The organism is Enterococcus sp. DIV0167 (assembly GCF_050541555.1).
In the GTDB taxonomy this organism is placed as follows: domain Bacteria; phylum Bacillota; class Bacilli; order Lactobacillales; family Enterococcaceae; genus Enterococcus; species Enterococcus faecalis.
Window position 1 is genome coordinate 521340 of sequence record NZ_CP172933.1, and the last position, 26176, is coordinate 547515.

The following is a 26176-nucleotide window of genomic DNA, read 5'->3' on the forward strand; positions in this document are numbered from 1 at the left end:
ACTTTGAATGCCTATGAAAAGTATACCTCTTTGGTCAATAAAGGTCAACGAAGTCGCTTGAAAAATTTTGTATCATTTTTTATCCGAAACTTTTGGATTATGTTATACTAAAATGGAAAATTAGAAAAGAGCGAGGGGAAAAATATGTTTGTTTTTATCGCCGGAATGGTAGGTGTAATCGTCGGTGCGCTAATAGTCACAGCAAGTGCCGCCTTACATTCATCTTACAAAGAGCGAAAAGAAGTACGTTATCGTGAACTAGAACATTTGGTTAAAGAAATTGAATCATTGAATTTATTAAATAAAAAAGTCAAAGAAATTTTACAAAAGCGTGAATTATATATAGACAGATCAATTGAATACTTATCGATGGATGATTGTTTCATCAGCATCGATGATTTTATTTATTTGGAATCATTTTCTGCTCAAAATAATTTTTACTTACCGACGTACTTAATTGAAGAATTTTTCAAAAAAATTGCGCATCGTAAAGTCATTTTGACGGCCAGCGAAGTTGCTGAAATGGGTGGTCACACCTATAAAGGCGGCCGTGTTATTTTAGAAAATTTTTCAGACGAGATTTTAGCAATTATTGAAGATAAAAAACGTAAAATGCAGCGTTTGTCTAACGAACCACTTCATTATTTTAAAGCGATTAAATAAAAAAAGAACCAGCGTACCCGCTAATTTTTTGGGGTATCTGGTTCTTTTTCTTGTTGTTCCATATCGGTCATAGTGTCTTCAATTTCTTTATGTAAGAAATAAGAAATAACTGTACGGATGATCACCAAGGTTGCCAATTTCAAAATATCTTGAAAAGTTGGTTTGACAATGGATTCAATAATATCAGCAGCAATTAAAATTTCTAAACTTAACAGAATGTAGCTGCCAAGGAAGTTTTTGATGAACGTATTCATTTTGGTTAAGGTAAAGCGGCTTTGATTTTGTCGTTCACTTTTAATGAAGTCTTTTCCTGCTAAACAAACACCCCAAACTAAAACAATAATCGAAAAAACATTCAGTCCTAAAATACATAGCTCAAAAAGTGGGGTTAAAAGCGTCATTAACTGATGGGGCCACTCATTCATCGTATTCACTCCTACCAAAAAGCCTTTTCTTTAACTATAACGAAACGGCTGACTAACGTCAAATATTGTTGAAATAAACGGGCTAAACTATTTAGCTTATAGAACAAAACTAAGAAAATTATGAATAGCATCTAACAATTAAGTAAAAGGACTGTAAAGGTTCTTTTACTTTTTTTGTGTAAAAAAAGACTTTTAAAAGGAATCAGGTGTCAAAAAGTAAGTGAAAACCAACTTTGTCAGTGGATAGTCTTTTCATTAATTTTTAAAAGACAAATTTTACGTTTTCAAGAGCCGAATACTGCCAAGTTTTAGCCTATAAAGGTGATAGAATCAGAAATTGAGTAAGAGATGTGTCACAAAAACAAGGGGACACATCGACTTGATGAAAGATTTAAGGAGCTGTAGTTGAAGTAAAGAGAAGCAAGTGTCCCAAACACTAGCGAAAGAAAATAGGGAGGATTAAAATGTTTAAGAAAGCAACGAAATTATTATCGACAATGGTGATTGTCGCTGGAACAGTTGTGGGAAATTTCAGTCCCACAATGGCTTTAGCCGAAGGAGTGGTTAAAGCAGGAGATACAGAAGGAATGACCAATACGGTGAAAGTGAAAGACGACAGTCTAGCTGATTGTAAACGGATATTGGAGGGACAAGCTACTTTCCCAGTTCAAGCGGGTGAAACGGAACCGGTTGATTTAGTGGTTGTTGAAGATGCCAGTGGTAGTTTTTCAGATAATTTTCCACATGTAAGACAAGCGATTGATGAAGTGGTTCAAGGATTATCTGATCAAGACCGCGTGATGCTGGCTTCGTATCGTGGCGGAAAACAATTTATATTTCCTGATGGAAAAGTAAAAATTAATTCAGCTGATTATGATATGAATGTGCGTGTTGATACTCAATTAACCCATGATAAAAGCCAATTTGTTTCTGGCTTTGGAGATGTTCGGACGTATGGTGGTACACCAACTGCCTCAGGATTGAAACTTGCTTTAGATACGTACAATCAAACACACGGAGATTTAACGAATCGAAAAACATATTTCTTATTAGTGACAGATGGGGTCGCTAATACACGTTTAGATGGTTACTTGCATAAAACCAACACCAATGATTCAATCAATGAATATCCAGATCCAAGACATCCTTTTCAAGTTTCGGTTGAGTATAGTAATGACTATCAAGGTGCAGCAGCAGAAGTTTTAGCGTTAAACCAAGAAATTACTAACCAAGGCTATGAAATGATTAATGCGTATTGGGAAAGTGTTGAATCTTTAAGTTCAGTAAATTCATATTTTGATAAATATAAAACAGAAGTGGGTCCTTTTGTAAAACAAGAGTTGCAACAAGGATCTAGCACACCAGAAGATTTTATTACAAGCCAATCTATTGATGATTTTACAACCCAATTAAAACAAATTGTCAAAGATCGTCTGGCGCAATCGACACCAGCAACAGCTTCATTAACAATTGCTGATCAATTTGACATTCAATCGGCGACCGCTACGGACGATGCTGGAAATGATGTGCCTGTTCAAATTAACGGACAAACCATTTCAGCAACTAGTACAGAAGGTTACGTAGGAAACATCACGATTCACTACGAAGTCAAAGAAAATACAGCGATTGATGCAGCAACCCTTGTAAGTAGTGGGACAATGAATCAAGGAACAATTGCTAAGGAATTTCCAGAAGCGACGATTCCTAAAAATGACAATGCGCATGCGTGTGACGTGACGCCAGAAGATCCAACGATTACAAAAGATATCGAAAATCAAGAGCACTTAGATTTAACCAATCGTGAAGATAGTTTCGATTGGCATGTCAAAACAGCCTTTGGTAACGAAACAAGTACTTGGCAACAAGCCAGTTTAGTGGATAACGTCAACCAATTATTAGATATCCAAAAAGTCGTTGTTACTGATGAAAATGGCAAAGATGTTACAGCCAATGGCACAGTAACACAAGCAAATAACAAAGTAACTTTTGAAATGAACAAACAAGCAGACAGCTATGACTATTTGAGTGGTCATACGTACACAATGACTATTACCACAACAATCAAAGCTAGCGCAACGGACGAAGAATTAGCGCCTTATATTGAACAAGGTGGAATTCCTAATCAAGCCGACTTGAACTTTGGTAACGAAGGGGACGTGTTGCATTCCAACAAGCCAACAGTGACACCGCCGCCAGTAGATCCAAACATCACTAAAGACGTAGAAGGTCAAGAACATTTAGATTTAACCAACCGCGATCAAGAATTTAAATGGAACGTCAAAACAGCTTTCGGTAACGAAACAAGCACTTGGACCCAAGCCAGCATGGTGGATGACATTAATAAAGTGTTAGACATCACAGACGTGAAAGTCACAGATGAAAATGGCAAAGATGTTACAGCTAACGGCACAGTAACACAAGAAAATAACAAAGTAACTTTTGAAATGAACAAAAAAGATGACAGCTATGACTATTTAAGTGGTCATACGTATACAATGACTATCACCACTAAAATTAAAGCTGACGCAACGGACGAAGAATTAGCGCCTTATATTGAACAAGGCGGGATTCCCAACCAAGCGGACTTGAACTTTGGCAACGAAGGGGACGTGTTACATTCCAACAAGCCAACCGTAACACCGCCTGCACCAACGCCAGAAGATCCAACGATTACAAAAGATATCGAAGGCCAAGAACATTTAGATTTAACCAACCGTGACCAAGAATTTAAATGGAATGTTAAAACAGCCTTTGGTAACGAAACAAGCACTTGGACCCAAGCTAGTTTAGTGGATAACGTCAACCAATTATTAGATATCCAAAAAGTCGTTATCACTGATGAAAATGGTAAAGATGTTACAGCTAACGGCACAGTAACACAAGAAAATAACAAAGTAACTTTTGAAATGAACAAACAAGCAGACAGCTACTCATACTTAGCTGGACATACGTACACAATGACTATTACCACTAAAATTAAAGACGGCGCAACCGATGAAGAATTAGCACCTTATATTGAACAAGGTGGCATTCCCAACCAAGCCGACTTAAACTTTGGCAATGAAGGTGACGTGTTACATTCCAACAAACCAACCGTAACACCGCCACCTGTAGATCCAAACATCACTAAAGACGTAGAAGGTCAAGAACATTTAGATTTAACCAACCGCGACCAAGAATTTAAATGGAACGTCAAAACAGCTTTCGGTAACGAAACAAGCACTTGGACCCAAGCTAGCATGGTGGATGACATTAATAAAGTGTTAGACATCACAGACGTGAAAGTCACAGATGAAAATGGCAAAGATGTTACAGCTAACGGCACAGTAACACAAGAAAATAACAAAGTAACTTTTGAAATGAACAAAAAAGATGACAGCTATGACTATTTAAGTGGTCATACGTATACAATGACTATCACCACTAAAATTAAAGCTGACGCAACGGACGAAGAATTAGCGCCTTATATTGAACAAGGCGGGATTCCCAACCAAGCGGACTTGAACTTTGGCAACGAAGGGGACGTGTTACATTCCAACAAGCCAACCGTAACACCGCCTGCACCAACGCCAGAAGATCCAACGATTACAAAAGATATCGAAGGCCAAGAACATTTAGATTTAACCAACCGTGACCAAGAATTTAAATGGAATGTTAAAACAGCCTTTGGTAACGAAACAAGCACTTGGACCCAAGCTAGTTTAGTGGATAACGTCAACCAATTATTAGATATCCAAAAAGTCGTTATCACTGATGAAAATGGTAAAGATGTTACAGCTAACGGCACAGTAACACAAGAAAATAACAAAGTAACCTTTACTATGAACAAAAAAGATGACAGCTACTCTTACTTAGCTGGTCATACATACACAATGACTATTACCACTAAAATTAAAGACGGCGCAACCGATGAAGAATTAGCACCTTATATTGAACAAGGCGGCATTCCCAACCAAGCGGACTTAAACTTTGGCAACGAAGGGGACGTGTTGCATTCCAACAAGCCAACCGTAACACCGCCTGCACCAACGCCAGAAGATCCAAAAAAACCTGAACCTAAACAACCGCTAAAACCGAAAAAACCGTTGACGCCTACAAATCATCAAGCACCAACGAACCCAGTCAATTTTGGGAAATCAGCAAGTAAAGGAATTCATTTACCAATGACTAATACAACAGTAAATCCACTTTACATGATCGCAGGTTTAATTATCCTTATAGTGGCTATTAGCTTTGGTATAACAAAAAATAAAAAAAGAAAAAATTAGACAAACTAAAAAGGAAGAAAAAACATGAATAAAAAAATTTCGTTCAGTCTGTTAATTTTGTTACTTAGTTTGTTGGTAGGTTTTACATTTATTCCGCATAAAAAGGAATTAAGTTTCAATGAGTATCAAGAAAAAAAACACTCTGGCGAAACATTTTATGTTGTTTTAAAAAAGAAAAACTGTTCAGATTGTCAGGATTTCGAGAAACTATTACAAGCACCTAAACAGGTTTACTATGTAGAATTAACCAACAAAGAGACCATGAAGGAATGGTCAACATTTATCCGAGAAAATAAAGTTTTACATGTGCCATCTATGTTTAAAATAGATAACGGCCATCTCAAGAAAATTGATGGAGAAGGAGATGCGAATCAATTATTCGCAAACTATCAAAAAATAACGAAGTAAAAAGAATAAAAAGACAAGACAAGTTTCCTAAATAAAGGAAACTTGTCTTGTCTTTTTTCTAGTAATAGTCGTTTATTAAATAACATGTGAAATGTTTTACAAATCCATTTTGGTTTGATAAAATAAACGCGAACATATGAATTTGTTTTCATTTGTTTTGGAAGGAGGAACGAATGATTGAATTGATTTTACTTTTGTCGGTGATTCTTTTAGGTTTATTGATTGGAAATAAAAGAGTTGATAAGTGGCTTTTTCTTAAGGCATTACTTTTGTTTTCTGTTATGCTAAGTGTGAGCATCTTAATTTCGGTAGCTATGTATTTATTATTAACAATAGGCGTTGCAAAAGTAATAGGAGAGCAGTTAGAGTCGTTATTTCTTTTAGGGATAGTCGTTATCATCAGTACGAGTCTTTTATTATATTTTTTATTGAATTTAACGACGAAAAAAATTGTTTTACCCATCGCTTTAATGAAAATAATTGAATATTATATTCAATGGGTATTGATTTATGTTACTATTTATCAAGTGATTTTTGATCAGTTTATTGTTTCTTCAGAAGTAAAAAATACGTTACAAGGGACTATTGATGAGCCAGTCGCAATCATTATTGTTATTTTGCCATCATTTATTTCAATTTGGATTGCCGTTGTTTTATTTAGGATTCGTATGGAAGAACTTTAATCAGATACTTTTAGAATGGAGGAGTTTGTATGTCTGCTTGGCAAACATTTAAAAATGGAACAAGGCAATTTTTTAAAGACATCTTGCAGTACTTATGGTTATTTTTTACTTTAAATGTTTTATTATTATTGGTGGGTGGGGCTTTTAGTTGGGCTACTTCCAACGCACTAAAAACTCAAGGTATTCCTTATCTTTCGTTTAATAACCTGAATTTATTGTTAGAAAAGCCGCTTGCTCTGGTGTTATTAATTCTCTTGTTGTTACTTTTTTTAGGTGCAGTTTTTTATCAGTTTACCTTTTTATTATTAGGGATTTTTCAAATACGGCAAGACCATCGCTTTCATTTTAAAGGAGTTACCAAGGCATCTTTTAAGGTTCTTAAAAAGCAAGGTGCCCGTTCGTGGTTATTCTTTTTCGGTTATTTTGTTGTCATTGTCCCTTTTGGTAACCTGATTTTCCAAAGTAATCTATTGACGAAATTTGTGATTCCAGATTTTATTGTTGAATTTTTGTCCCAACGAATTCCTTACTTGGTTGGGTTACTGGCCTTTGGGTTATTAGTCTGGTATTTAGCTATTCGTTTCATTTACACGCTTCCATTAATGATTCTGGAGAGAAAAAAAGCGGGCGAGGCAGTTAAGGCTAGTTGGTCAATGACAAACAAACGATTATGGTTCATTATTCGTAATATTGCATTTGTGACGATCGCGGTATTTGTTTCAACGTATGTTATTTATGTGTTACTTTATCTTCTACAGTTGAAGTTAGATACCTTGAGCGATACCATTAGCTTGCTAGGTGGGATTTTAAATTTAACGGTTGTCCAATTTTTACAGTTTGTCTCTAATGCTTGGCTTTCAGTATTACTGATTAATTTCTTATATACACAATTAAATGTTCAAGCAGAAACGACGAAAAAAGTTGCCTTTGACAAAGAAACGAAACGTAATAAATTAGTGACTATCGGAATGGGCCTAGGACTATTCACCATTTTTGGCGGCTATATAATTTTCAATGCTGTTTACTTAACAGGGCTATTAGAATCAAAACCTTTGATTATTTCGCATCGAGGGGTCACCAATAGTAATGGCGTACAAAATACCATTCCTGCTATGGAAAGAACCATTAAATTTAAACCAGATTATATTGAAATTGATGTTCAAGAAACCAAAGACCATCAATTTGTTGTGATGCATGATGCAAACCTTCAAGAACTCGCCGGCGTTGATGGCACGCCGCAAGAATTTACGTTGGCTGAATTAACAAAAATGACCGTTAAAGAAAATGGCCAAGAAGCACCAATTGCCAGTTTTGATGATTATTTAGCGAAAGCAAACCAAGTCAAACAAAAATTACTAGTAGAAATTAAAACGTCTAAACAAGATAGTCAAGGTGCGCTTTCTAACTTTATTGAAAAATATGAACATCCTCTGATAAAGAATAACCATCAGGTTCAATCTCTCGACTACAATGTGATCAAAGCGTTTAAAAAAGCCAAATCAAAAGTAAAAGTTAGTTTTATTTTGCCTTATAATTTCACTTTTCCAGAAACACAAGCTGATTTGTATACAATGGAAGCTACCACGTTGAACGATACCTTCATTTTAAAAGCTGACCAACAGAAAAAAGCAGTTTATGCTTGGACAGTTAATGACTCAGAGGTATTAAGTAAAATGCTCTTTATGGACGTTGCTGGAGTGATTACCGATGATTTGGAGTTAGTCAATGAAGAAGTCAATGACTTTGAAAAAAATCCATCGTACGCGGATCGTATTTTGCATTATATTTTTATGCTGCCAAGTGTGGCTTCTCAATAAAAAATGAAGAAGAGGGTTAAACGAAATGAAAAAAGAATTTTCGCGAGTACTTCTTAAAAATCAATCAGATGAAATTCTTATTTTAAAAGATCGGCCAGACACTTGGAATTTCCCTGGCGGAAAACAAGAACTTGGCGAATCAGCGCTGGAATGTGCGATTCGTGAAATGAAAGAAGAATTAGCAGTGGAAATTACTGAACTTGAAGAAATTTTTACTGGACCACTCGTTTTTGATTCAATCGTTTGGCAAGGACATTTTTATTTTGCTAAACAAGCCCAAGGAAAAGTTACGCTGAACGAACCAAATAAAATTAAAGGCGTACAATTTATTAAGCGGTTTGAGGAAGTAAATTTTTCACCAGGATTAGCTCCGCTATTTGATTATTTGGCGCGTAGCGATTATTTAAAGTTAAACAAAACTAACTGGAAATAGAAAGAATAGGAGTGTTTTTTGCTAGGGCTTTGTCAAGCGCATCTTTGATTATTTTAGAAAGTCCAAGGAAAAGTCGTGGGCATTGTTTATTTCTAATAAATATGTTATAGTAATTAAGTAATCAATTTTGATAAGTAATTTGAGTTATATATTTAAAAACTATACTTCTCCTTTTGCCACTCAACATTTTTTGCAATAACTTGCATATTTTTATGCACTAGGAGGAAATATATATGAACAACGGTACAGTAAAATGGTTTAACGCAGACAAAGGTTTTGGATTTATTACAGGTGAAGATGGCAATGATGTATTTGCACATTTTTCAGCTATTCAATCAGATGGATTTAAAACTTTAGACGAAGGCCAAGCAGTAACTTTTGATACTGAAGAAGGTCCACGCGGCTTACAAGCAACGAACATCGTAAAAGCTTAATAATGAATGAAAACGGACCACGTGTTGGTCCGTTTTTTTGATAGCTGTTGTCTGATCTCGCCATTAATTACATAGCAAAACAAAGCAGAGGCCATTTAAAGGAGGAGAATCTGAAAATGACCTTAACTGAACTGTTACTTGTAAGTGGATTATTTTGGCTAGTAATCATAATTGGTGTGATTGCGGGTAGCATATTTCTAATTAAGTATTTTAGAGGTCGGAGCTGAACGGTTCTGTTCCCGCCAATTATCAGGTTTTAAGCCTGGGACAAAAATCCAAAGTGATTTTTGCCCCAGGTTCTTTATTTAATTAGGGTATCAAGTTTTAGGTAAAATAATTAACAAATTAAAAGCAATTTACTATATAATCAGAAAGGGATCTTTAAGAGAGAAGCAGGTGTTTACTTGTCGTAATACTTTGTTTAGCAGATAGAAAAAGGAAACGTTATGCGTTACAATAGGAACGGAGGAATTTTAACCTTATTGGATTTGTAGCTGAAGCAGAACAAATGTTGTCGCGTTAAGTGCGATTGAGCTTGCCACAAGCAACATTTGAAAAAACTACGGATAGAAAAATCATTCCTAAACAAGAAAAAAACACTCTTTAGATAATAAAGAGTGTCCAGAAACGTTGATAAATCAACATATTTAAATAACGCGCCCTGAGGGAATCGAACCCCCGTCTCAAGAACCGGAATCTTACGTGATATCCACTACACTAAGGGCGCGGCACGAATACTAGTTTAGCTGATATTGACAAAAATTACAAGAGGGAGGACGAAAATAATGAAATTTGAGCAACGAATGTCCCAACAACAAAAACAAGTCCAGAAGTTGGCCATGACTCAACAGCTTCAACAATCTATTCAAATTTTACAATTTAATACGGAAGAACTCGCTGCCTTTGTTGAAGCGAAAGCACTAGAGAATCCATTAATTGATTTACAAGTAGACACGCAGTACACCACAGATTTTCCGATAACTAGTCGTTCTTACACCAACCAAGACGAAGAAAATAATTATATGAATCAAATTCCAGACTATCATTTATCATTATTTGAGTCTTTAATTGATCAAATTCATTTGAATTACCGCGATACATACTTGCGAACATTGGTATTGTTTTTAGTAGAATATATAGACGTGAATGGTTATTTAACGATTTCGTTAGAAGAAGCGGCAGAGAAAACCGAAGCAAGCGCCATTCAAATGCTAGATGCATTAACTTTGTTACAACAGCTAGATCCAGCAGGTGTGGGGGCACGCAATTTACAAGAATGCTTGATGCTACAAACAGAACGAGACGATACCGCGCCTAATTTAGCGTATATTTTATTGGAGGAAGAGTTTGATGCCTTAGTGAGTCGTAAATGGGGCCCGTTAGCTAAAAAATTTGGGATTGAATTAGCAGAAATTCAATTGATTTTTGATTATATACAAACGTTATCGCCAGCGCCAGGGAATATTTTTGATGCGACCGAGGAATTGTATATTCGACCAGATTTAACTGTCCGAATCAAGGAAGATCGAATAGTGGTGATTTCCAACAAAGCTGGTCGACCGACATTAAATTTTCAAGAAAATTATTTCAAACGAATGCAAGAGACTGACGACAAAGAAGTCCAAGAATATATTAAGGATAAGAAAAACGAATTTGAATGGTTAGAGCGCGCAGTGAATCAGCGGGGGGATACAATTTTACGTGTAGGGCAAGAAATTGTGCGCCGTCAAGAAGCCTTCTTTTTAGAAGCAGATCGGCCATTAAAACCAATGACTTTAAAAGAAATTGCGGATGCTTTGTCTATTCATGAATCGACAGTTAGTCGTGCGGTCAATGGAAAATATCTAGAAACCACGTTTGGTGTCTTTGAATTGCGCTCATTCTTCTCCACAAGTATTCTTTCATCAGAAGAAGATGGCGAGGATGTCTCAACAACGATGGTTAAAAAGCAACTACAAAAATTAATTGATCAAGAAGTAAAAAGTAAACCGTTATCTGATCAAAAATTAGTCGAGCGATTAAAAGATTCAGGCATGGAAATATCCCGGCGAACGGTGGCAAAATATCGTGAAGCCCTAGGGATTCCATCTTCATCTAAACGAAAACGATATGAGTAAACAACCAAAGCTTATGAGTGATTTTCATAAGCTTTGGTTGTTTTTTTGTGATTTAAAAAATGTTGGTTTTTTGAATTGTAAAAAAAGCCTAAAGGAGGCAAAGTTTGCTTGCCATTTCCTAGGAAAAAACGTATATTAAAGTTACTTGCTTCTTTAAATAAAGGAAAAGAATAATTTTATAGAAAAGTTGGAAAGCACAAATGAATCAGACAGCAAATAGCAAGAAAAAACGCTATATTACAGGTTTTGATGGCATTCGAACAATCGCTGTAATTGGCGTGATTTTGTATCACCTTTTTCCCCAAGTCATGCGAGGTGGCTACTTAGGTGTTCCGATTTTCTTTGTTGTTTCAGGTTATCTTATTAACGACTTGTTGCGGCAAGAATGGGCAGAAAATCAGACCATTGATTTAAAAGGATTTTATGTGCGAAGGATGAAACGGCTGTATCCAGCATTAATTGTGATGCTTTTAAGTGCAGTTAGTTATATTACACTCTTTCAGCAGGATTTATTAAACAATATTCGCAGCGTTGTCGCTAGTAGTGTTTTTTATTACAACAACTGGTGGCAAATTTTTAAAGGGTTTTCTTATTTTGATGGATTTGCGACACAATCGCCATTTGTACATATTTGGTCATTGGCAGTTGAAGCGCAAAATTATTTAATTTGGCCATTACTTTTTATTCTTCTGGAACGCTTTGTTCGTAAACGCGGTCGAATTTTCAGTTTAGTTTTAATCGGCGCCTTAATTTCGGTGACGCTGATGGCCGTTTTATATGTTCCTGGCGCAGATCCTACACGTGTCTATTATGGAACAGACACACGTGTTTTTTCTATTTTACTAGGTAGTGCATTGGCGTATGTTTGGCCAAGCACACGTTTGAAAGAAGAAATTCCAGAAGCCTCTAAAAAAATCTTAAATGGCGCTGGGTTAAGTGCCTTAGTTCTTTTAGTATTAGCCTTTTTAACATTATCAGATCATACAAATTTTGTTTATTATGGCGGCATGTTTTTAATCAGTTTGGCAGCCACTGTCTTAGTGGCCGTCACTGCACATCCAGGGGCAGATATGAATCGTTGGTTAACAAATCCAGTCTTTACGTGGATAGGTAAACGGAGTTATGGCATTTACTTGTATCAATTCCCCATCATGATTTTTTATGAGGCCAAAATTAAGACCTTATCGGACCATGTTTTTCTACATTCATTGGTTGAAATAGCATTAATTTTAGTAGTGAGCGAATTGTCTTATCGTTTTATCGAACATCCACTGACACGATTGTCTTATAAGGATGTCTGGACTCAATTCACTGAGTTCTTACGGAAACCGTGGGACCTTCGTGAAAAAGGGACAATGGCCTTTATGACAGTGATTAGCGTGATTGCAGTATTCGGTTTAATTGTGGCCCCAGCAAACGCTAAAAGTGCGCAACAAGAGCAACTAGAAAAAAATATTGCGAAAAATCAGCAAAAAATTGAAGAACGTAAAAAAGAAGTTCAAGAAAGTGGCACGAAAAATAGTAGCACGTCCACAGAAAGTAGTACAAAACCGAGTGAAAGCCAAGACGTTCTACCCACACAACTCACACCAGAGCAAGTAAAAAAAGCGCAGAATTTAGAAATCACAACTATTGGTGATTCTGTTATTCTAGATGGTGCTAGCGGGTTACAAGATATTTTCCCTAAAATGATTATCGATGGGGAAGTGGGCCGTCAATTGTATAGTAGCATTTCACTAATTGGTGAACTAGACAAAAAGAAAATGCTCAAAGATACTGTTTTAGTGAGTTTAGGTACGAATGGTCCTTTTACAGAGGCACAATTTGATGAATTTATGAAAGCGTTAGGTAATCGAAAAGTTTATTGGATTAATGTTCGCGTCCCAACTAGAAGATGGCAAAATCAAGTGAATAGTTTACTTAGTCAAATGGACAAAAAATACGATAACTTAACGGTCATTGACTGGTTTAATTATAGTAACGCCCATGATGATTGGTTTTATGATGACCGAGTTCATCCAAATGTGGCAGGTGGCGAGCAATATACACACTTTATAGCAGAGAAAATTTTACAGTAGCAAGAAACTTCCAGCTCAGATGAAAGGGGCTGGAAGTTTTTTGTTATAGGAAAAGCAAATATAGGTAATTTAATGATTTTCTTGAAAACCTAAGCTTTTTTTTTAGATATCTGGTATACTGTTTTTGTTACAAGTTCCCGAAAGGATTTAGCAAGTAATTGTCGTTACTTACTAAAGATGCCTTGTAACCGAAACTATTTAGGGGGAATAACATTATGACAGAAAGACATTTATTTACATCAGAATCCGTTTCAGAAGGACATCCAGATAAGGTAGCTGACCAAGTCAGTGATGCAATTTTAGATGCGATTTTGGAGAAAGATCCGATGGCCCGCGTGGCATGTGAAACATCCGTAACAACTGGTTTAGTCCTAGTATTTGGAGAAATTTCTACAACAGCTTATGTAGATATCCAAAAAATTGTTCGTCAAACTGTGAAAGATATTGGTTATACACGAGCAAAATATGGATTTGATGGAGAGACTGTCGCAGTTCTTGTAGCAATCGATGAGCAATCACCTGATATCGCTCAAGGGGTTGACGCAGCCTTAGAAGTGCGTGATCAAGATGAAAAAGACGATATTGGCGCTGGTGACCAAGGCTTAATGTTTGGTTTTGCCGTTGACGAAACACCGGAATTAATGCCATTACCGATCGCGTTAAGTCATCGTTTGGTTCGCCGTTTAGCAGAATTGCGGAAGGAAAAAGTCTTACCTTACTTACGTCCTGATGCAAAATCTCAAGTAACAGTGGAATATGATGATCAAGGTCAACCACAACGTGTGGATACGATCGTCATCAGTACACAACATGATGATGAAACAACCTTAGAACAAATCGAAAAAGACATTAAAGAACAAGTAATCAATGAGGTGATTCCTCATGAACTTTTAGATGATGAAACAAAATACTTTATCAACCCAACTGGTCGCTTTGTAATCGGTGGCCCTCAAGGAGATGCCGGCTTAACTGGTCGTAAAATTATCGTTGATACTTATGGCGGTTATGCTCGTCATGGCGGCGGTGCTTTTTCTGGAAAAGATGCAACCAAAGTTGACCGCTCTGCTAGTTATGCTGCGCGTTATATCGCGAAAAACATTGTTGCTGCTGGTTTGGCGAAAAAAGTAGAAGTCCAATTAGCTTATGCAATTGGTGTGGCGCAACCAGTGTCTATTTCTATTAATACGTTTGGTACGAGTGATCTTCCAGAAAGTAAATTAATCGAAGCAGTTCGTAAAAACTTTGATTTACGTCCAGCAGGTATTATTGAAATGCTAGATTTACGTCGCCCAATTTATAAACAAACTGCGGCTTATGGTCATTTTGGTCGAACAGATATTGATTTACCTTGGGAACAAACAGATAAAGTTGAAGCGTTAAAAGCTAGTTTAGCTGAATAATTAAATAAAAAAAACAAGAAGTCAGCCAAGTATTGGCTGACTTCTTGTTTTTTTTGCAATAATTTTTTTATGAAAAAGCATTTTTTTAAGACATTTTGTTCTTTTTTGTATAGAATAGCTATGGAGCAATTTAGAAAATTGACAATTGAATAGAAAAGGATGTGAACAAATGGCAAAAGAAACAAATGTTAAGTTAGTCACGGTGAGTGTTTTTGTGGCAACATTTATGACAGCCATTGAAGGGACCATTGTGTCTACTGCGATGCCAACGATTGTCGGCTCGTTACATGGCATGGAAATTATGAACTGGGTATTTTCAATTTATTTATTAACGAATGCGATGTTAACACCGATTTATGGGAAACTTGCGGATAAAATTGGTCGTAAACCTGTCTTCATGATTGGCATTATCATTTTTATTTTGGGCTCCTCGTTGTGTGGCTTTGCTCAAGATATGTTGACCTTAATTATTGCCCGCGCAATTCAAGGTGTGGGGGCAGGCGCAATTTTACCAGTTGCGTTAACGATTATTGCCGATATGTATTCATTGGACAAGCGAGCGAAAATTTTAGGTTTAAACAGTGCCGCCTGGGGAATTGCTAGTATTTTTGGTCCGTTAGCAGGTGGTTTTATTGTAGATACAGTCGGTTGGCATTGGATTTTCTTCATTAATGTTCCTATTGGACTTGTTTTATTGGGCTTGATTAGTATTTTCTTAGTTGAACCAAAGCGGGAACGGACCAAGATGCCAATGGATATTTTGGGCAGCGTTACTTTGATGGCCGTGTTGCTAACGTTATTGCTAGGTTTTCAAATGATTAGCGATAATGGTTTTACACTAGTAACATTTGGTTGTTTGAGTTTAAGTGTGCTCTTTTTTGTAGCGTTTGTGATGATAGAAAAACGCGCGCAAGACCCAGTGATTGATTTGCATTTATTTAATCAACCAACGTTTGTTTTAGTAAATCTTATTGCGGCGCTTATTAGCGGTTTCTTAATGGGGATTGATGTCTATATTCCGATGTGGATGCAAGGTGTCTTAGGAAAAAGTGCAGGAATTGGTGGCTTAGTTTTAGCGCCTATGTCGTTACTTTGGATGGCTGGATCATTTATAGCAAGTAGCTTTATGGAAAAATATGCTATGAAAAAAGTCTTAACGATTGGGTTATCGATTCTATTAGTCGGGGCCATCTTTTTAGTGGTAATGCCAATGGCCGTTCCGTTTTGGCTTTTCTTTGTAGTGTCTTCTGTCTTAGGAGTTGGTTTTGGGATTACTATCACAACGACTACGGTGACAGCACAAAGTACAGTGGATCCTGAAAAAATGGGGGTTGCAACATCGTTTAATACGTTGGTGCGTACAATTGGGCAGACTGTGATGGTGTCAATTTTTGGTGTGATTTTAAATGCAGGAATGTTTGCGAAATTGGAAGCGAGCGCGTTAAACGTCGATGCAGATGTCATGAATCAATTAGTGAATCCACATACTGCAAATTTAATTCCAGCTGCGTTGTTAAAACCATTACGCGGTATCCTCTATGCAGGTCTGCATAATGTTTACTTAGTCGGTGCGGGCTTAGTTGTTGTCGCTCTTTTGTTAAATATTTTCGCAAAAGCGCAACGAGCGAAGGTTTAGTGGTACACTAATAGAAAGAGTATTGGAGGGAAAAGTAGATGGCCTTTTTACAAGCAAATATTTATTCAAATGTATTGGAAATGGAAGTGAATGTGAACGTAATTTTACCACAAGAAACGGTAAAAAAAGTGGGCACAAGTACCCAAGCAGCATTGACAGATATTCCCGTGTTGTATTTATTACATGGGATGGGAGGGAATCACAGCGTCTGGGCTCGCAGAACCTCTATTGAGCGGTATGTCGCTGATTTGGGGATTGCTGTCATTATGCCGTCCACGGATTTAGCTTGGTATACGGACACGCAATACGATATGAACTATTGGACGTTTATCTCAGAAGAATTACCGAAAATTTGTCATCAACTCTTTCCACAGTTAAGTACAAAACGAGAAAAAACCTTTGCCGCTGGTTTGTCAATGGGTGGTTATGGCGCCTTGAAATTAGGATTAGCGAAACCAGAATCTTTTGCAGCCGTTGCTTCTTTGTCTGGGGCAGTCAGTTTATCATCCACTAGTTTTGGGGAATTATTAAAAGTCCGTAAGCGAAGCTATTGGGAAGGTATTTTTGGCCCGTTAGATCAAATTGAAGGTTCTATTCACGATCCGCTGTATTTACTACAACAATTAGTAGAAAGCCAAACAGAAATGCCCCAATTTTACCTTTGTTGTGGGGAGCAAGATATGTTACTTTCTGCTAATCAACAGATGGCTCAAGCGTTGGAACAGGCACAGGCAAGTTACACTTTTGAAACTGGACCAGGAGAACATGACTGGGTGTTCTGGGATGAATGGATTCAAAAAGCCTTGGCTTGGCTACCAATACCAAAATAGAGAAAGTAGTTTTCAATATTTATTTTAAAAGTTAACCCTTGGTCCGTCAGTCGAAATGACTGACGGACCAAGGGCTTTTTTTATTTAGATGAAGATGTGTTGTCTGCTTGCAACCCATCTAAGTAGGTTTTAACGGCTTGAATAAAGGCGGATTTTTGGTGGATGGAGCGCCGAAATTGAATGCTTTCTTCCATGTATGTTAACTCATTGTCAGAGACATATTGTTTCATGTGCAGCACTTGTTCTTTTAAATAGTCATCTCCGTTCAACACTTGCGAAACGAGCTGTTTTTCCTCCGTTGCGTCCATAATCATCCCAAACAAAAGATGTTGTAAAGACGTTACTGCTAAATGAGTCATTTCTGGTGAAAAACCTGCTTCTCTTAAAATGCCCATCATTTGATTCAAATGGCGTAATCGTTGGGGATAGGCAGGAACGGTTTGGATTTCGATGGCTACGGCACAGGGAAATTGTTGATAGAGATCATAATAGTTTTCCATGAAGGCCAGTAAGTCAGAATACCATTCACCACATAATACAGGTTCTTGAAAGTGCTCTTCAATCGCTTCAGCCATACTTTGAAGTAAGGCTTGCTTATTTTTAAAATACCAATAAATTGCAGGCGCCTGTACACCAAGCTGTTTGGCGACTTTACGCATAGAAAGTTGTTCTAAAGTAGGACTTTTTTCTAACAAAGAAAATGCGGCTGCAATAATCGTGTCTTTTGATAATTTCGGTTCCATGATTTTAGCTCCTATTAAACGTTATCTTCGTAAGTTTATCAAAAAGAAGGTACACTTTATGATAGGAAAAACTTGTGAAAAATTAACTTGTTCGCTTGTATTTTACCACTAAAAATGGTAAATTATGAATCGGCCTTATTTTACAGTGTTAAATTGGTGAAGTCAATGAGCAAATTGATTTTTTTGTAATGGGGAAGAATTCGCAGACCAACACTGAAGAAGCAGGGAACTATTTTAAGAAAGTAGGGATAAGATGGACCTTATTATTCAACACGCCAAAAAATACAAAGGCTCGGTAGTTATTGCCTTGTTGGCGGTGATCGTAATGGTTGTCTCAGCACTTTGGCAACCAAAATTGTTACAACAAGTGTTGGAAGCAATTATGAATGACGATAGCGACAAAATGAAAAACTTAGGGATTCAATTAATTGCCATTGCAGGATTAGGACTCGTTGCAGGGGTTATTAATACAATTTTTTCTGCCAAAGTTGCCCAAGGTGTCAGTGCTGACATTCGTGAAGCAACTTTCCGCAAAATCCAAACCTTTTCATTTGGCAATATCGAAAAATTTTCAGCAGGTAACTTAGTTGTTCGTTTAACAAATGACGTTACTCAAATTCAAAATGTCATTATGATTGCGTTGCAGACACTTTTTAGAATTCCTTTTTTATTTATCGGGAGTTTTATTTTAGCGATGCTAACCTTGCCACAACTATGGTGGGTGATTGTTGCACTTGTCATCGCAGTTATTTTGATTTCTATGCTGTCCTTTTCGCAAATGGGCAAGCATTTCATGATTATTCAAAACTTGATTGATAAGATTAATGGTATTGCAAAAGAAAATTTGTTAGGCATTCGTGTCGTCAAATCATTTGTTCAAGAAAAAAATCAATTGTCACGTTTTACAAAAGTGAGTGAAGAATTAACCACCCATAACTTAATCGTAGGTAGCTTATTTGCTGTGATGATTCCAGCGTTTATGTTGGTGGCGAACTTAGCCGTTGTAGGCTCGATTTTCTTTGTGAGTAACTTAGTCAAGGATGATCCAACTTTAATCGGTGGTGTCGCTTCCTTTATGAACTATTTAATGCAAATCATGATGGCGATTATTATCGGCGGAATGATGATGATGATGACTTCTCGTGCCGCTGTTTCCATTAAGCGGATTAAAGAAGTGATGGAAACAGAACCAGATGTTACCTACAAAAAAGTCCCAGAACAAGAGTTAATTGGTAGTGTTGAGTTTGATCACGTATCTTTCCGTTATCCTGGGGATGAAGAAGATACCTTGAAAGACATCTCTTTCTCTATTCAGCCAGGTGAAATGATTGGGATTGTGGGCGCAACTGGTGCTGGTAAATCTACGTTGGCACAATTAATTCCACGTTTGTTTGATCCGACAGAAGGAAAGATTGAAGTTGGTGGTGTCGATTTACGAGAAGTGAACGAACACAGTTTACGAAAAACAGTTTCCTTTGTGTTGCAAAAAGCAATCCTGTTCTCTGGAACGATTGCGCAAAATCTACGCCATGGTAAACGTGACGCTTCTGAAGCGGACATGGAACGGGCTTCAGGCATCGCCCAAGCCAAGGAATTTATTGAAAAATTGGCTGAAGGTTATGATGCACCCGTCGAAGAACGAAGTAATAACTTTTCTGGTGGACAAAAACAACGGTTATCAATTACTAGAGGTGTGATTGGTGAACCTAAAATTTTGATTTTAGATGATAGCACCAGCGCGTTGGATGCTCGTTCGGAGCGGTTAGTCCGAGAAGCGTTGGATAAAGAGTTAAAAGAGACTACCACGATCGTTATTGCCCAAAAAATTTCTTCTGTTGTCCATGCAGATCGTATTTTAGTATTGGATAATGGACGTTTAGTCGGGGAAGGCACGCATGAAGAATTAGCAGCTACGAACCCCGTGTATCAAGAAATTTATGAAACTCAAAAAGGAAAGGAGGAAGCTTAATGACTGATTTAATAAAAGCTAGTAAATTTTTCTATCATTATTTAAAACGTTACAAAGTTTCTTTCCTCTTTATTTTCTTAGCAATTTTCGCAGCGACTTATTTACAAGTCAAAGCGCCGCAATTCGTTGGGGAAGCTATTCAGGAATTAGCGAAATATGCGGTTAATGTGATGCAAGGAAAAGACGATAAAAGTGCGTTCGTTTCTGTCATTTGGAAACTGCTCATTTTTTATGTCTTAACTAGTGCCGCTAGTTTCATTTATAGTATTCTCTTTACACAAGTCGTGGGAAAATCGACAAACCGCATGCGGATTGGTTTGTTTAATAAATTAGAAAAATTGACGATTCGTTTCTTTGATTCTCATCAAGATGGTGAAATTTTAAGTCGTTTTACTAGTGACTTAGACAACATCCAAAACAGTTTAAACCAAGCGTTGCTACAAGTATTAACCAATATTGCCTTATTGGTTGGTGTCTTAATCATGATGTTCCGTCAAAATGTGGAACTGGCATGGGCCACAATTGCTTCTACGCCGATTGCGATTTTAATTGCGGTCTTTGTGATTAGCAAGGCGCGCAAATATGTCGATTTACAGCAAGATGAAGTGGGTAAATTAAATGGCTATATGGATGAAAAAATTAGTGGGCAACGTGTGATCATCACTAATGGCTTACAAGAAGAAACCATTGACGGCTTTTTAGAGCAAAATGAAAAAGTCCGTGCAGCTACGTATAAAGGTCAAGTGTATTCAGGATTACTTTTCCCAATGATGCAAGGAATGTCATTAGTCAATACGGCAATTGTTATTTTCTTTGGTGGTTGGTTAGCAATCAATGGCTCTGTTGATCGTGCCGCTGCGTTAGGTTTAGTCGTTATGTTTGTCCAATATTCTCAACAATATTATCAACCATTAATGCAAATTTCTTCAGGTTATAGCATGATTCAATTAGCTGTTACAGGCGCTCGTCGTTTAAATGAGATGTTTGATGAACCAGATGAAATTCGTCCCGAAAATGGCGAAAAATTAGAAGAGATTAACAAAGCTGTGGCTTTAAATCATGTTGTTTTTGGCTATAATCCAGAAACGCCTGTGTTGAAAGATGTTTCTATTCATGTGGATAAAGGTGAAATGGTCGCTTTAGTCGGACCGACAGGCTCAGGAAAAACAACGATTATGAATTTAATGAATCGCTTTTATGATGTGAATGAAGGCGCCGTGACGTTTGATGGTGTGGACATTCGTGAAATGGATTTAGATAGCTTGCGTTCACATGTAGGCATTGTTTTGCAAGAGTCCGTTCTATTTTCAGGAACAATTCGTGAGAATATTGCTTTTGGTAAGCCAGAGGCCACGGATGAAGAAATTGTTCAAGCAGCGAAACAAGCGAATATCCATGAATTTATTGTAAATCTTGAGCAAGGCTACGATACTGAGATTACGGAAGAGAATAACCTTTTCAGTACGGGGCAAAAGCAATTAGTAAGTATTGCACGAACGATTATTACCAATCCAGAATTATTAATTTTGGATGAAGCAACAAGTAATGTTGATACAGTAACAGAAGCTAAAATCCAAAAAGCGATGGACGAAGCAATTAAAGGGCGCACCAGTTTTGTGATTGCCCATCGTTTGAAAACGATTCTAAATGCGGATCGGATTATTGTTTTACGAGACGGTGAAGTCATTGAAGAAGGCAACCACCATGAACTAGTTGAACAAGATGGATTCTATGCGGAACTTTATAAAAATCAATTTGTTTTTGAATAAGTTGAAAAAGAAGCAAAATGAGTCATTCTCATTTGCTTCTTTTTTTGCTATGCTAAATAGAAAAAGGAGAAATGTCAATGGAAAAAATGAGGAATGTACGGCAATTACGGCGCACGTTTTTGGTGCTAAATACTTTATTTGTACTGAGTGTATTCAGAGAGAATCGATGGATAAAATCGGCACTACTTTTTTGGTTGTTGGCTAATAGTTTTTTATCTGGAATGCAGTGGTTGATTTATCTTGGGGGCGAAAAAGGCTGGTTGACACATTTGCAGCGGTGGTATTATTGCGCGATTCTTCTCCAAATAGCAGGCACATTGATTGTATATTTTTCGTTTTTTGTATAAAGGTCTCTCGTTTCTTGCCGGAGAATATGCTAAAATAAAAAGCAGCAGGGGGCGAGAAAACCATGGAAAAGCCAAATAAACGCAAAGCTGATTTAGAACGTACACGGCAAATTATTTTGTCTGTCGCTTCTGAATTATTCATGACAAAGGGGTTCAAAAATACCTCCACTCGTGAAATTGCTTTAAAAGCGAACATTACCCAACCGAATCTCTATCACCATTTTAAAAATAAAAAAGAACTGTATTTAGCTGTGATTGAAGAATTAACGTCCCGTGTTCAGGAAGAATTAGTCCCAATTGTTTCTGGAAATGCATCAGTAGAAGAAAAACTTTATCAATTAATCAAAGTTTTGTTAGATGAACATCCGACCAATCTTTTCTTAATGTTGAACGACATGTTTCAAGAAATGGGCCCTGATTACAATCGTACGCTGTATCAAATTTTCAAAAAAACCTATATCAATAATATTGCGGCTATTTTTGAAAGTGAACCTGAAACCAATTGCTTACAAGAGGGCATCAGTGTAGATGATGCAACTCGGTTTATTTTATATAACGTTAGTGCATTATTAAGTATTGAAAAAACGTACCAGCGAAAAACAGTGGATGACGATGTCAAAAAATTTATTCAATTTATGCTACATGGCGTTTTGAAAAGTCACAAATAAAAAATAGAGAAGCCCTGTTGAAAAACAGACTTCTCTATTTTTTTGTAAAATTCACTTATCAATCGATAAATAATTATTGATTTATCGATTGATAAGTGATATAGTTTATTTCGAAAAGAAGAAAGAGGTGAACCATTCATGTTTTTAGGATTTAATGAAATGAAGTATTCAAAAGGACGGTACGTCCTTGTAGTCTTAGTAATGGTCTTGATTGCTTGGTTAATTTTTATTTTGTCAGGTTTAGCGAACGGTTTAGCTCAAGGAAATCGTTTAGCGGTAGATCAATGGCAAGCGAATCAAGTGGTTTTATCAAAAGAGGCCAATAGTAATTTAAATGTATCAGTGTTAGATGAAAACGTGAAAGAAACGATTTCAGGAGGCAAAATTGCACCGATTGGTCAACAGTCGTTAGCTATCCGCCCAGCAGATGACAAAAAGGCTGAATTAACGAATGTTAGCTTATTTGGGATTGAAAAAGAAAGTTTTTTAATGCCAAAAGTGATTGAAGGAAACGCATTTACTGATAAAAATCAAGTGATTGCTTCAGAAACATTGAAAAATCAAGGATTTAAAATTGGCGACAAATTAACTGCAGGGAAATATGATGAGCAATTAGAAATTGCCGGCTTTATTTCTAAAAGTAGCTATAACATTGTGCCGGTTATTTACACTTCTCTGGATACTTGGCGGTCAATTAAATATGGTGACAATCCAGCAATGGCCAAAATGGTTAATGGTTTCATTGTTCGCAGCAAGGACAACGCGGAAGTTAAAACGACTAATAAAGACAGCCAAGTTCTTTCAATTTCAGATTTTATTGAAAAACTGCCAGGATACAGCGCTCAAAACTTGACCTTGGATGGCATGATTTATTTCTTGATTGTGATTGCAGCGTTCATTATCGGTATTTTTATCTTTGTGATGACTTTACAGAAAACAGCAATGTTCGGTGTCTTAAAAGTTCAAGGGGTGCCGACTAGTTTCTTAGCAAAGGCAGTCATGCTACAAACCGCTTTATTGGCTGTTCTAGGAGTGGCGATTGGTCTTGCTTTAACGGGAATTACCGTGCTCTTTTTACCAGAAGCGATGCCTTATGCAACTAATGGACCACGCATGATTTTGTTTAGTGTACTATTGATTTTATCTGCATTAATTGGCGGGGCATTTTCAATTCGAACGATTGCTAAAATTGATCCGTTAATCGCGATTGGAGGTTAGAGACATGGCAAATGTTTTAGAAATGAAAAATATTTATAAAAAATATGGTGAAAAACATACAGAAGTGATCGCGTTAAAAGAATTATCTTTTGCGGTTCAGCCAGGTGAATTTGTCGCAGTAATTGGTCCTTCTGGTTCTGGTAAAAGTACCTTTTTAACGATTGCAGCTGGCTTACAGGCACCGACAAGTGGTGAAGTCATTGTTGGCGGGCAATCACTAAATAAGTTAACGAAAAAGCAACGTTTGGCGCAACGTTTTCAAAAAATCGGCTTTATTTTACAAAGCTCTAATTTGGTGCCATTTTTAACAGTGGAAGATCAATTTCACTTAATTGAAAAAGTTGATAAGTCACGTAAAAATAGTGAATTAAAAGAGCAATTGTTAGAGACGTTGGGGTTAAAAGAATTACGAAATAGTTATCCTCGTGATCTCTCTGGTGGGGAAAGACAACGGGTAGCCATTGCGTGTGCATTGTATCATGAGCCAGACGTAATTTTGGCAGATGAACCTACGGCTAGTTTAGATACAGAAAAGGCGTTTGATGTTGTCCAATTACTAGCGAAAGAGGCTAAAGAGAAAGATAAAGGAATTATCATGGTGACACATGATGAGCGTTTGTTGAAATACTGTGATCGAGTGGTTCGTATTCGTGATGGTGAATTGACAGAGTAACAAAACAAATAAAAGAGAACATGGTCGGATTGCTAGAGACAATCCGATCATGTTCTCTTATTTCTTTTCAATACAGAAAAGAACAGGTGGCTGATTTTTTTGATTGATAAACTCATAACGTAAGACACTGTATACATCTTGTGGTAAGGCTTGCGTGTAATTCGTGACCAAATCAAGTTCCTCTGAACCACCTTCGTGGCCATAATAAACGACTAAAATAATGCGACTTCCTTTTACCAAATGAGGCAGTAACCCATCTAACGCCTGTTTAGTCGTAGCGGGTTTTGTAATAATTTCCTTATTACTTTTAGGTAAATAGCCTAAGTTAAAAATAGCGGCAGTGATTTCTGTTTCTTCATCTAGGACAGCATGAAGATGTTCATGTCCTAATGGAAATAACGTAGTTTGTGGGAGTAAATTAAGTTCTGTTAACTTTTGTTCTGTATTGATCAACGCTTCTTTTTGGATATCAAAGGCGAAAACTTCACCAGAAGGGCCAACCAGCTCTGCTAAGAATGCTGTATCATGACCATTTCCCATTGTTGCATCAATGACGAAGTCGCCAGGTTCCACCACTTCTTTTAAAAGTTGGTGACTAAAATGTAGGGCTGTTTGTAGCATTAATTGAAAACTTCCTTTCCTGAAATGACAGTATATTTTCCTTGATAACTGTTGCGGCGTTTCATTTCCGCATCAATCGCATTGAGAACTTCCCATTTTTTCAAGCTCCACATCGGTCCGATAATTGTTTCAAAGGGAGCATCGCCTGTCAAGCGATGAATAACAATTTCGGGTGGAATCATTTCTAACTGATCACAAATCACTGAAACATAGGCTTCTTTGCTCATCAATTGTAAGCGTCCTTCATTATAATCCCGCATCATTTTGGTATTTGTCATTAAATGAAGTAAGTGCAGTTTAATCCCTTGGATATCTGAATCCTGAATAGTTCGCCGCACATTTTCGCGCATCATGGCAGGTGTTTCCCCAGGTAGCCCGTTAATTAAATGTGTACAGACCCGAATCCCGTGTTTCCGTAATTTAGCCACACCATCTAGATATGTTTGATAATCATGAGCACGATTAATGGCAGCGCTAGTTTCCTCAAACGTGGTTTGCAAACCCAACTCTACCCATAAATAAAAGCGTTCATTTAATTCGGCTAAATAGTTCACTACCTCATCAGGCAAACAATCAGGACGGGTACCAATGGATAAACCAACGACACCTTTTTCATTGACTACTTGTTCAAACCGATGACGAATAACGTCAACGGGCGCATGTGTATTGGTGAAATTTTGGAAGTAAACAATGTATTGATCGACAGTTGGCCATTTTTGATGCATCAATTGGATTTCTTTTTGAAATTGAAGCGGCAGGGGATCGCTAGGTGCAACAATCATGTCGCCTGAGCCAGAAACACTACAGAACGTACAACCACCTTTGGCAACCGTCCCATCACGATTGGGGCAATCAAAGCCACCATCAATTGGCACTTTAAAAATCTTTTCACCAAACTGTTGACGAAGTGCATAGTTCCAAGTGTGATAGCGTTTATTTGGATCATCTGAATAAGGAAAAATTTGCATAATCAAGA

The 26176-nt window shown here is 37.1% G+C and carries 21 protein-coding genes, 1 tRNA gene and 1 riboswitch; of the genes, 17 read left to right on the forward strand and 5 right to left on the reverse strand.

Annotated features, from left to right (window positions below):
• The first annotated feature begins 144 nt into the window (after positions 1-144).
• Positions 145-663 carry a hypothetical protein gene (locus IGM09_RS02575; RefSeq protein WP_002355635.1) on the forward strand — a complete coding sequence of 173 codons (519 nt, stop codon included), beginning with the start codon at positions 145-147 and terminating at the stop codon, positions 661-663.
• 20 nt (positions 664-683) lie between these two features.
• Here IGM09_RS02575 and IGM09_RS02580 read toward each other — a convergent pair whose 3' ends face one another.
• Positions 684-1088: a DUF1622 domain-containing protein gene (locus IGM09_RS02580; RefSeq protein WP_002383026.1), complete on the reverse strand. Its 405-nt coding sequence runs from the start codon at positions 1086-1088 to the stop codon at positions 684-686.
• Between the two features lie 464 nt (positions 1089-1552).
• On the opposite strand from IGM09_RS02580, the gene IGM09_RS02585 reads away from it, so the two are divergent.
• From IGM09_RS02585 to IGM09_RS02610, 6 genes are all read left to right on the forward strand, one after another.
• Complete coding sequence (locus tag IGM09_RS02585) at positions 1553-5356, forward strand: isopeptide-forming domain-containing fimbrial protein (protein WP_033624839.1); 3804 nt, start codon at positions 1553-1555, stop codon at positions 5354-5356.
• Between the two features lie 24 nt (positions 5357-5380).
• Entirely contained in the window at positions 5381-5764 is a 384-nt protein-coding gene (locus tag IGM09_RS02590; RefSeq protein WP_002358745.1) for a bacteriocin, read from the forward strand.
• A 173-nt stretch (positions 5765-5937) separates the two neighbouring features.
• A complete protein-coding gene (locus IGM09_RS02595; RefSeq protein WP_033624840.1) occupies positions 5938-6447 on the forward strand; it encodes an SA1002 family membrane protein in 510 nt (169 codons plus the stop codon).
• 29 nt (positions 6448-6476) lie between these two features.
• Positions 6477-8264 (forward strand): glycerophosphoryl diester phosphodiesterase membrane domain-containing protein, encoded by a 1788-nt coding sequence (locus tag IGM09_RS02600; protein ID WP_033624841.1) that lies wholly within the window; start codon positions 6477-6479, stop codon positions 8262-8264.
• Between the two features lie 25 nt (positions 8265-8289).
• Positions 8290-8697 carry an NUDIX hydrolase gene (locus IGM09_RS02605; protein ID WP_002361287.1) on the forward strand — a complete coding sequence of 136 codons (408 nt, stop codon included), beginning with the start codon at positions 8290-8292 and terminating at the stop codon, positions 8695-8697.
• A 233-nt stretch (positions 8698-8930) separates the two neighbouring features.
• Positions 8931-9131 (forward strand): cold-shock protein, encoded by a 201-nt coding sequence (locus IGM09_RS02610; RefSeq protein WP_002355647.1) that lies wholly within the window; start codon positions 8931-8933, stop codon positions 9129-9131.
• Between the two features lie 655 nt (positions 9132-9786).
• Here IGM09_RS02610 and IGM09_RS02615 read toward each other — a convergent pair.
• Positions 9787-9858 (reverse strand) — tRNA-Arg (locus IGM09_RS02615).
• 58 nt (positions 9859-9916) lie between these two features.
• Between IGM09_RS02615 and rpoN the strand changes: the two genes are divergently transcribed.
• The 5 genes from rpoN to IGM09_RS02640 all read left to right on the forward strand — a co-directional run bounded on the left by rpoN (position 9917) and on the right by IGM09_RS02640 (position 17192).
• Complete coding sequence (rpoN, locus tag IGM09_RS02620) at positions 9917-11248, forward strand: RNA polymerase factor sigma-54 (protein WP_002361288.1); 1332 nt, start codon at positions 9917-9919, stop codon at positions 11246-11248.
• A gap of 200 nt (positions 11249-11448) precedes the next feature.
• Positions 11449-13326: an acyltransferase family protein gene (locus tag IGM09_RS02625; protein WP_002373449.1), complete on the forward strand. Its 1878-nt coding sequence runs from the start codon at positions 11449-11451 to the stop codon at positions 13324-13326.
• Between the two features lie 122 nt (positions 13327-13448).
• Positions 13449-13544: riboswitch (SMK box riboswitch) on the forward strand.
• Positions 13542-14726 carry a methionine adenosyltransferase gene (gene metK, locus IGM09_RS02630; RefSeq protein ID WP_002355656.1) on the forward strand — a complete coding sequence of 395 codons (1185 nt, stop codon included), beginning with the start codon at positions 13542-13544 and terminating at the stop codon, positions 14724-14726. (Overlaps the previous riboswitch by 3 nt.)
• A gap of 169 nt (positions 14727-14895) precedes the next feature.
• Positions 14896-16362, forward strand: coding sequence for an MDR family MFS transporter (locus IGM09_RS02635; RefSeq protein WP_002407996.1), 1467 nt, complete (start codon positions 14896-14898; stop codon positions 16360-16362).
• A 38-nt stretch (positions 16363-16400) separates the two neighbouring features.
• A complete protein-coding gene (locus tag IGM09_RS02640) occupies positions 16401-17192 on the forward strand; it encodes an alpha/beta hydrolase (RefSeq protein ID WP_002355660.1) in 792 nt (263 codons plus the stop codon).
• Positions 17193-17272: 80 nt separating this feature from the next.
• Here the strand turns inward: IGM09_RS02640 and IGM09_RS02645 are convergent, their stop codons facing one another.
• On the reverse strand, positions 17273-17935 hold the full coding sequence (locus IGM09_RS02645) for a TetR/AcrR family transcriptional regulator (protein ID WP_033624843.1): 663 nt from the start codon (positions 17933-17935) through the stop codon (positions 17273-17275).
• Positions 17936-18188: 253 nt separating this feature from the next.
• On the opposite strand from IGM09_RS02645, the gene erfC reads away from it, so the two are divergent.
• From erfC to IGM09_RS02670, 5 genes are all read left to right on the forward strand, one after another.
• A complete protein-coding gene (erfC, locus tag IGM09_RS02650) occupies positions 18189-19904 on the forward strand; it encodes a multidrug ABC transporter ATP-binding protein/permease ErfC (RefSeq protein WP_002355662.1) in 1716 nt (571 codons plus the stop codon).
• Positions 19904-21673, forward strand: a complete 1770-nt coding sequence (erfD, locus tag IGM09_RS02655) for a multidrug ABC transporter ATP-binding protein/permease ErfD (RefSeq protein WP_002358756.1) — start codon at positions 19904-19906, stop codon at positions 21671-21673. The genes erfC and erfD overlap by 1 nt, the downstream gene beginning before the upstream one ends.
• A gap of 409 nt (positions 21674-22082) precedes the next feature.
• Positions 22083-22688: a TetR/AcrR family transcriptional regulator gene (locus tag IGM09_RS02660; protein ID WP_002355664.1), complete on the forward strand. Its 606-nt coding sequence runs from the start codon at positions 22083-22085 to the stop codon at positions 22686-22688.
• A gap of 138 nt (positions 22689-22826) precedes the next feature.
• On the forward strand, positions 22827-23906 hold the full coding sequence (locus tag IGM09_RS02665) for an ABC transporter permease (protein WP_010707811.1): 1080 nt from the start codon (positions 22827-22829) through the stop codon (positions 23904-23906).
• Positions 23907-23910: 4 nt separating this feature from the next.
• The gene (locus IGM09_RS02670; protein WP_002363221.1) at positions 23911-24579 is read left to right on the forward strand and encodes an ABC transporter ATP-binding protein; all 669 of its coding nucleotides are present in this window, start codon (positions 23911-23913) and stop codon (positions 24577-24579) included.
• 57 nt (positions 24580-24636) lie between these two features.
• Here IGM09_RS02670 and IGM09_RS02675 read toward each other — a convergent pair whose 3' ends face one another.
• Together IGM09_RS02675 and IGM09_RS02680 are read right to left on the reverse strand one after the other, a co-directional pair.
• Positions 24637-25200: a class I SAM-dependent methyltransferase gene (locus IGM09_RS02675; protein WP_002355667.1), complete on the reverse strand. Its 564-nt coding sequence runs from the start codon at positions 25198-25200 to the stop codon at positions 24637-24639.
• Complete coding sequence (locus IGM09_RS02680; protein WP_002355668.1) at positions 25200-26168, reverse strand: TIGR01212 family radical SAM protein; 969 nt, start codon at positions 26166-26168, stop codon at positions 25200-25202. Before IGM09_RS02680 ends, IGM09_RS02675 begins: the two co-directional genes overlap by 1 nt.
• Between the last annotated feature and the right edge of the window lie 8 nt (positions 26169-26176).

What these genes read in the sequence shown, in the direction of transcription:
- IGM09_RS02575 (WP_002355635.1), top strand. Translation starts at nt 145, where the DNA reads ATGTTTGTTTTTATCGCCGGAATGGTAGGTGTAATCGTCGGTGCGCTA.
- IGM09_RS02580 (WP_002383026.1), bottom strand. Translation starts at nt 1,088, where the DNA reads ATGAATGAGTGGCCCCATCAGTTAATGACGCTTTTAACCCCACTTTTT.
- IGM09_RS02585 (WP_033624839.1), top strand. Translation starts at nt 1,553, where the DNA reads ATGTTTAAGAAAGCAACGAAATTATTATCGACAATGGTGATTGTCGCT.
- IGM09_RS02590 (WP_002358745.1), top strand. Translation starts at nt 5,381, where the DNA reads ATGAATAAAAAAATTTCGTTCAGTCTGTTAATTTTGTTACTTAGTTTG.
- IGM09_RS02595 (WP_033624840.1), top strand. Translation starts at nt 5,938, where the DNA reads ATGATTGAATTGATTTTACTTTTGTCGGTGATTCTTTTAGGTTTATTG.
- IGM09_RS02600 (WP_033624841.1), top strand. Translation starts at nt 6,477, where the DNA reads ATGTCTGCTTGGCAAACATTTAAAAATGGAACAAGGCAATTTTTTAAA.
- IGM09_RS02605 (WP_002361287.1), top strand. Translation starts at nt 8,290, where the DNA reads ATGAAAAAAGAATTTTCGCGAGTACTTCTTAAAAATCAATCAGATGAA.
- IGM09_RS02610 (WP_002355647.1), top strand. Translation starts at nt 8,931, where the DNA reads ATGAACAACGGTACAGTAAAATGGTTTAACGCAGACAAAGGTTTTGGA.
- rpoN (WP_002361288.1), top strand. Translation starts at nt 9,917, where the DNA reads ATGAAATTTGAGCAACGAATGTCCCAACAACAAAAACAAGTCCAGAAG.
- IGM09_RS02625 (WP_002373449.1), top strand. Translation starts at nt 11,449, where the DNA reads ATGAATCAGACAGCAAATAGCAAGAAAAAACGCTATATTACAGGTTTT.
- metK (WP_002355656.1), top strand. Translation starts at nt 13,542, where the DNA reads ATGACAGAAAGACATTTATTTACATCAGAATCCGTTTCAGAAGGACAT.
- IGM09_RS02635 (WP_002407996.1), top strand. Translation starts at nt 14,896, where the DNA reads ATGGCAAAAGAAACAAATGTTAAGTTAGTCACGGTGAGTGTTTTTGTG.
- IGM09_RS02640 (WP_002355660.1), top strand. Translation starts at nt 16,401, where the DNA reads ATGGCCTTTTTACAAGCAAATATTTATTCAAATGTATTGGAAATGGAA.
- IGM09_RS02645 (WP_033624843.1), bottom strand. Translation starts at nt 17,935, where the DNA reads ATGGAACCGAAATTATCAAAAGACACGATTATTGCAGCCGCATTTTCT.
- erfC (WP_002355662.1), top strand. Translation starts at nt 18,189, where the DNA reads ATGGACCTTATTATTCAACACGCCAAAAAATACAAAGGCTCGGTAGTT.
- erfD (WP_002358756.1), top strand. Translation starts at nt 19,904, where the DNA reads ATGACTGATTTAATAAAAGCTAGTAAATTTTTCTATCATTATTTAAAA.
- IGM09_RS02660 (WP_002355664.1), top strand. Translation starts at nt 22,083, where the DNA reads ATGGAAAAGCCAAATAAACGCAAAGCTGATTTAGAACGTACACGGCAA.
- IGM09_RS02665 (WP_010707811.1), top strand. Translation starts at nt 22,827, where the DNA reads ATGTTTTTAGGATTTAATGAAATGAAGTATTCAAAAGGACGGTACGTC.
- IGM09_RS02670 (WP_002363221.1), top strand. Translation starts at nt 23,911, where the DNA reads ATGGCAAATGTTTTAGAAATGAAAAATATTTATAAAAAATATGGTGAA.
- IGM09_RS02675 (WP_002355667.1), bottom strand. Translation starts at nt 25,200, where the DNA reads ATGCTACAAACAGCCCTACATTTTAGTCACCAACTTTTAAAAGAAGTG.
- IGM09_RS02680 (WP_002355668.1), bottom strand. Translation starts at nt 26,168, where the DNA reads ATGCAAATTTTTCCTTATTCAGATGATCCAAATAAACGCTATCACACT.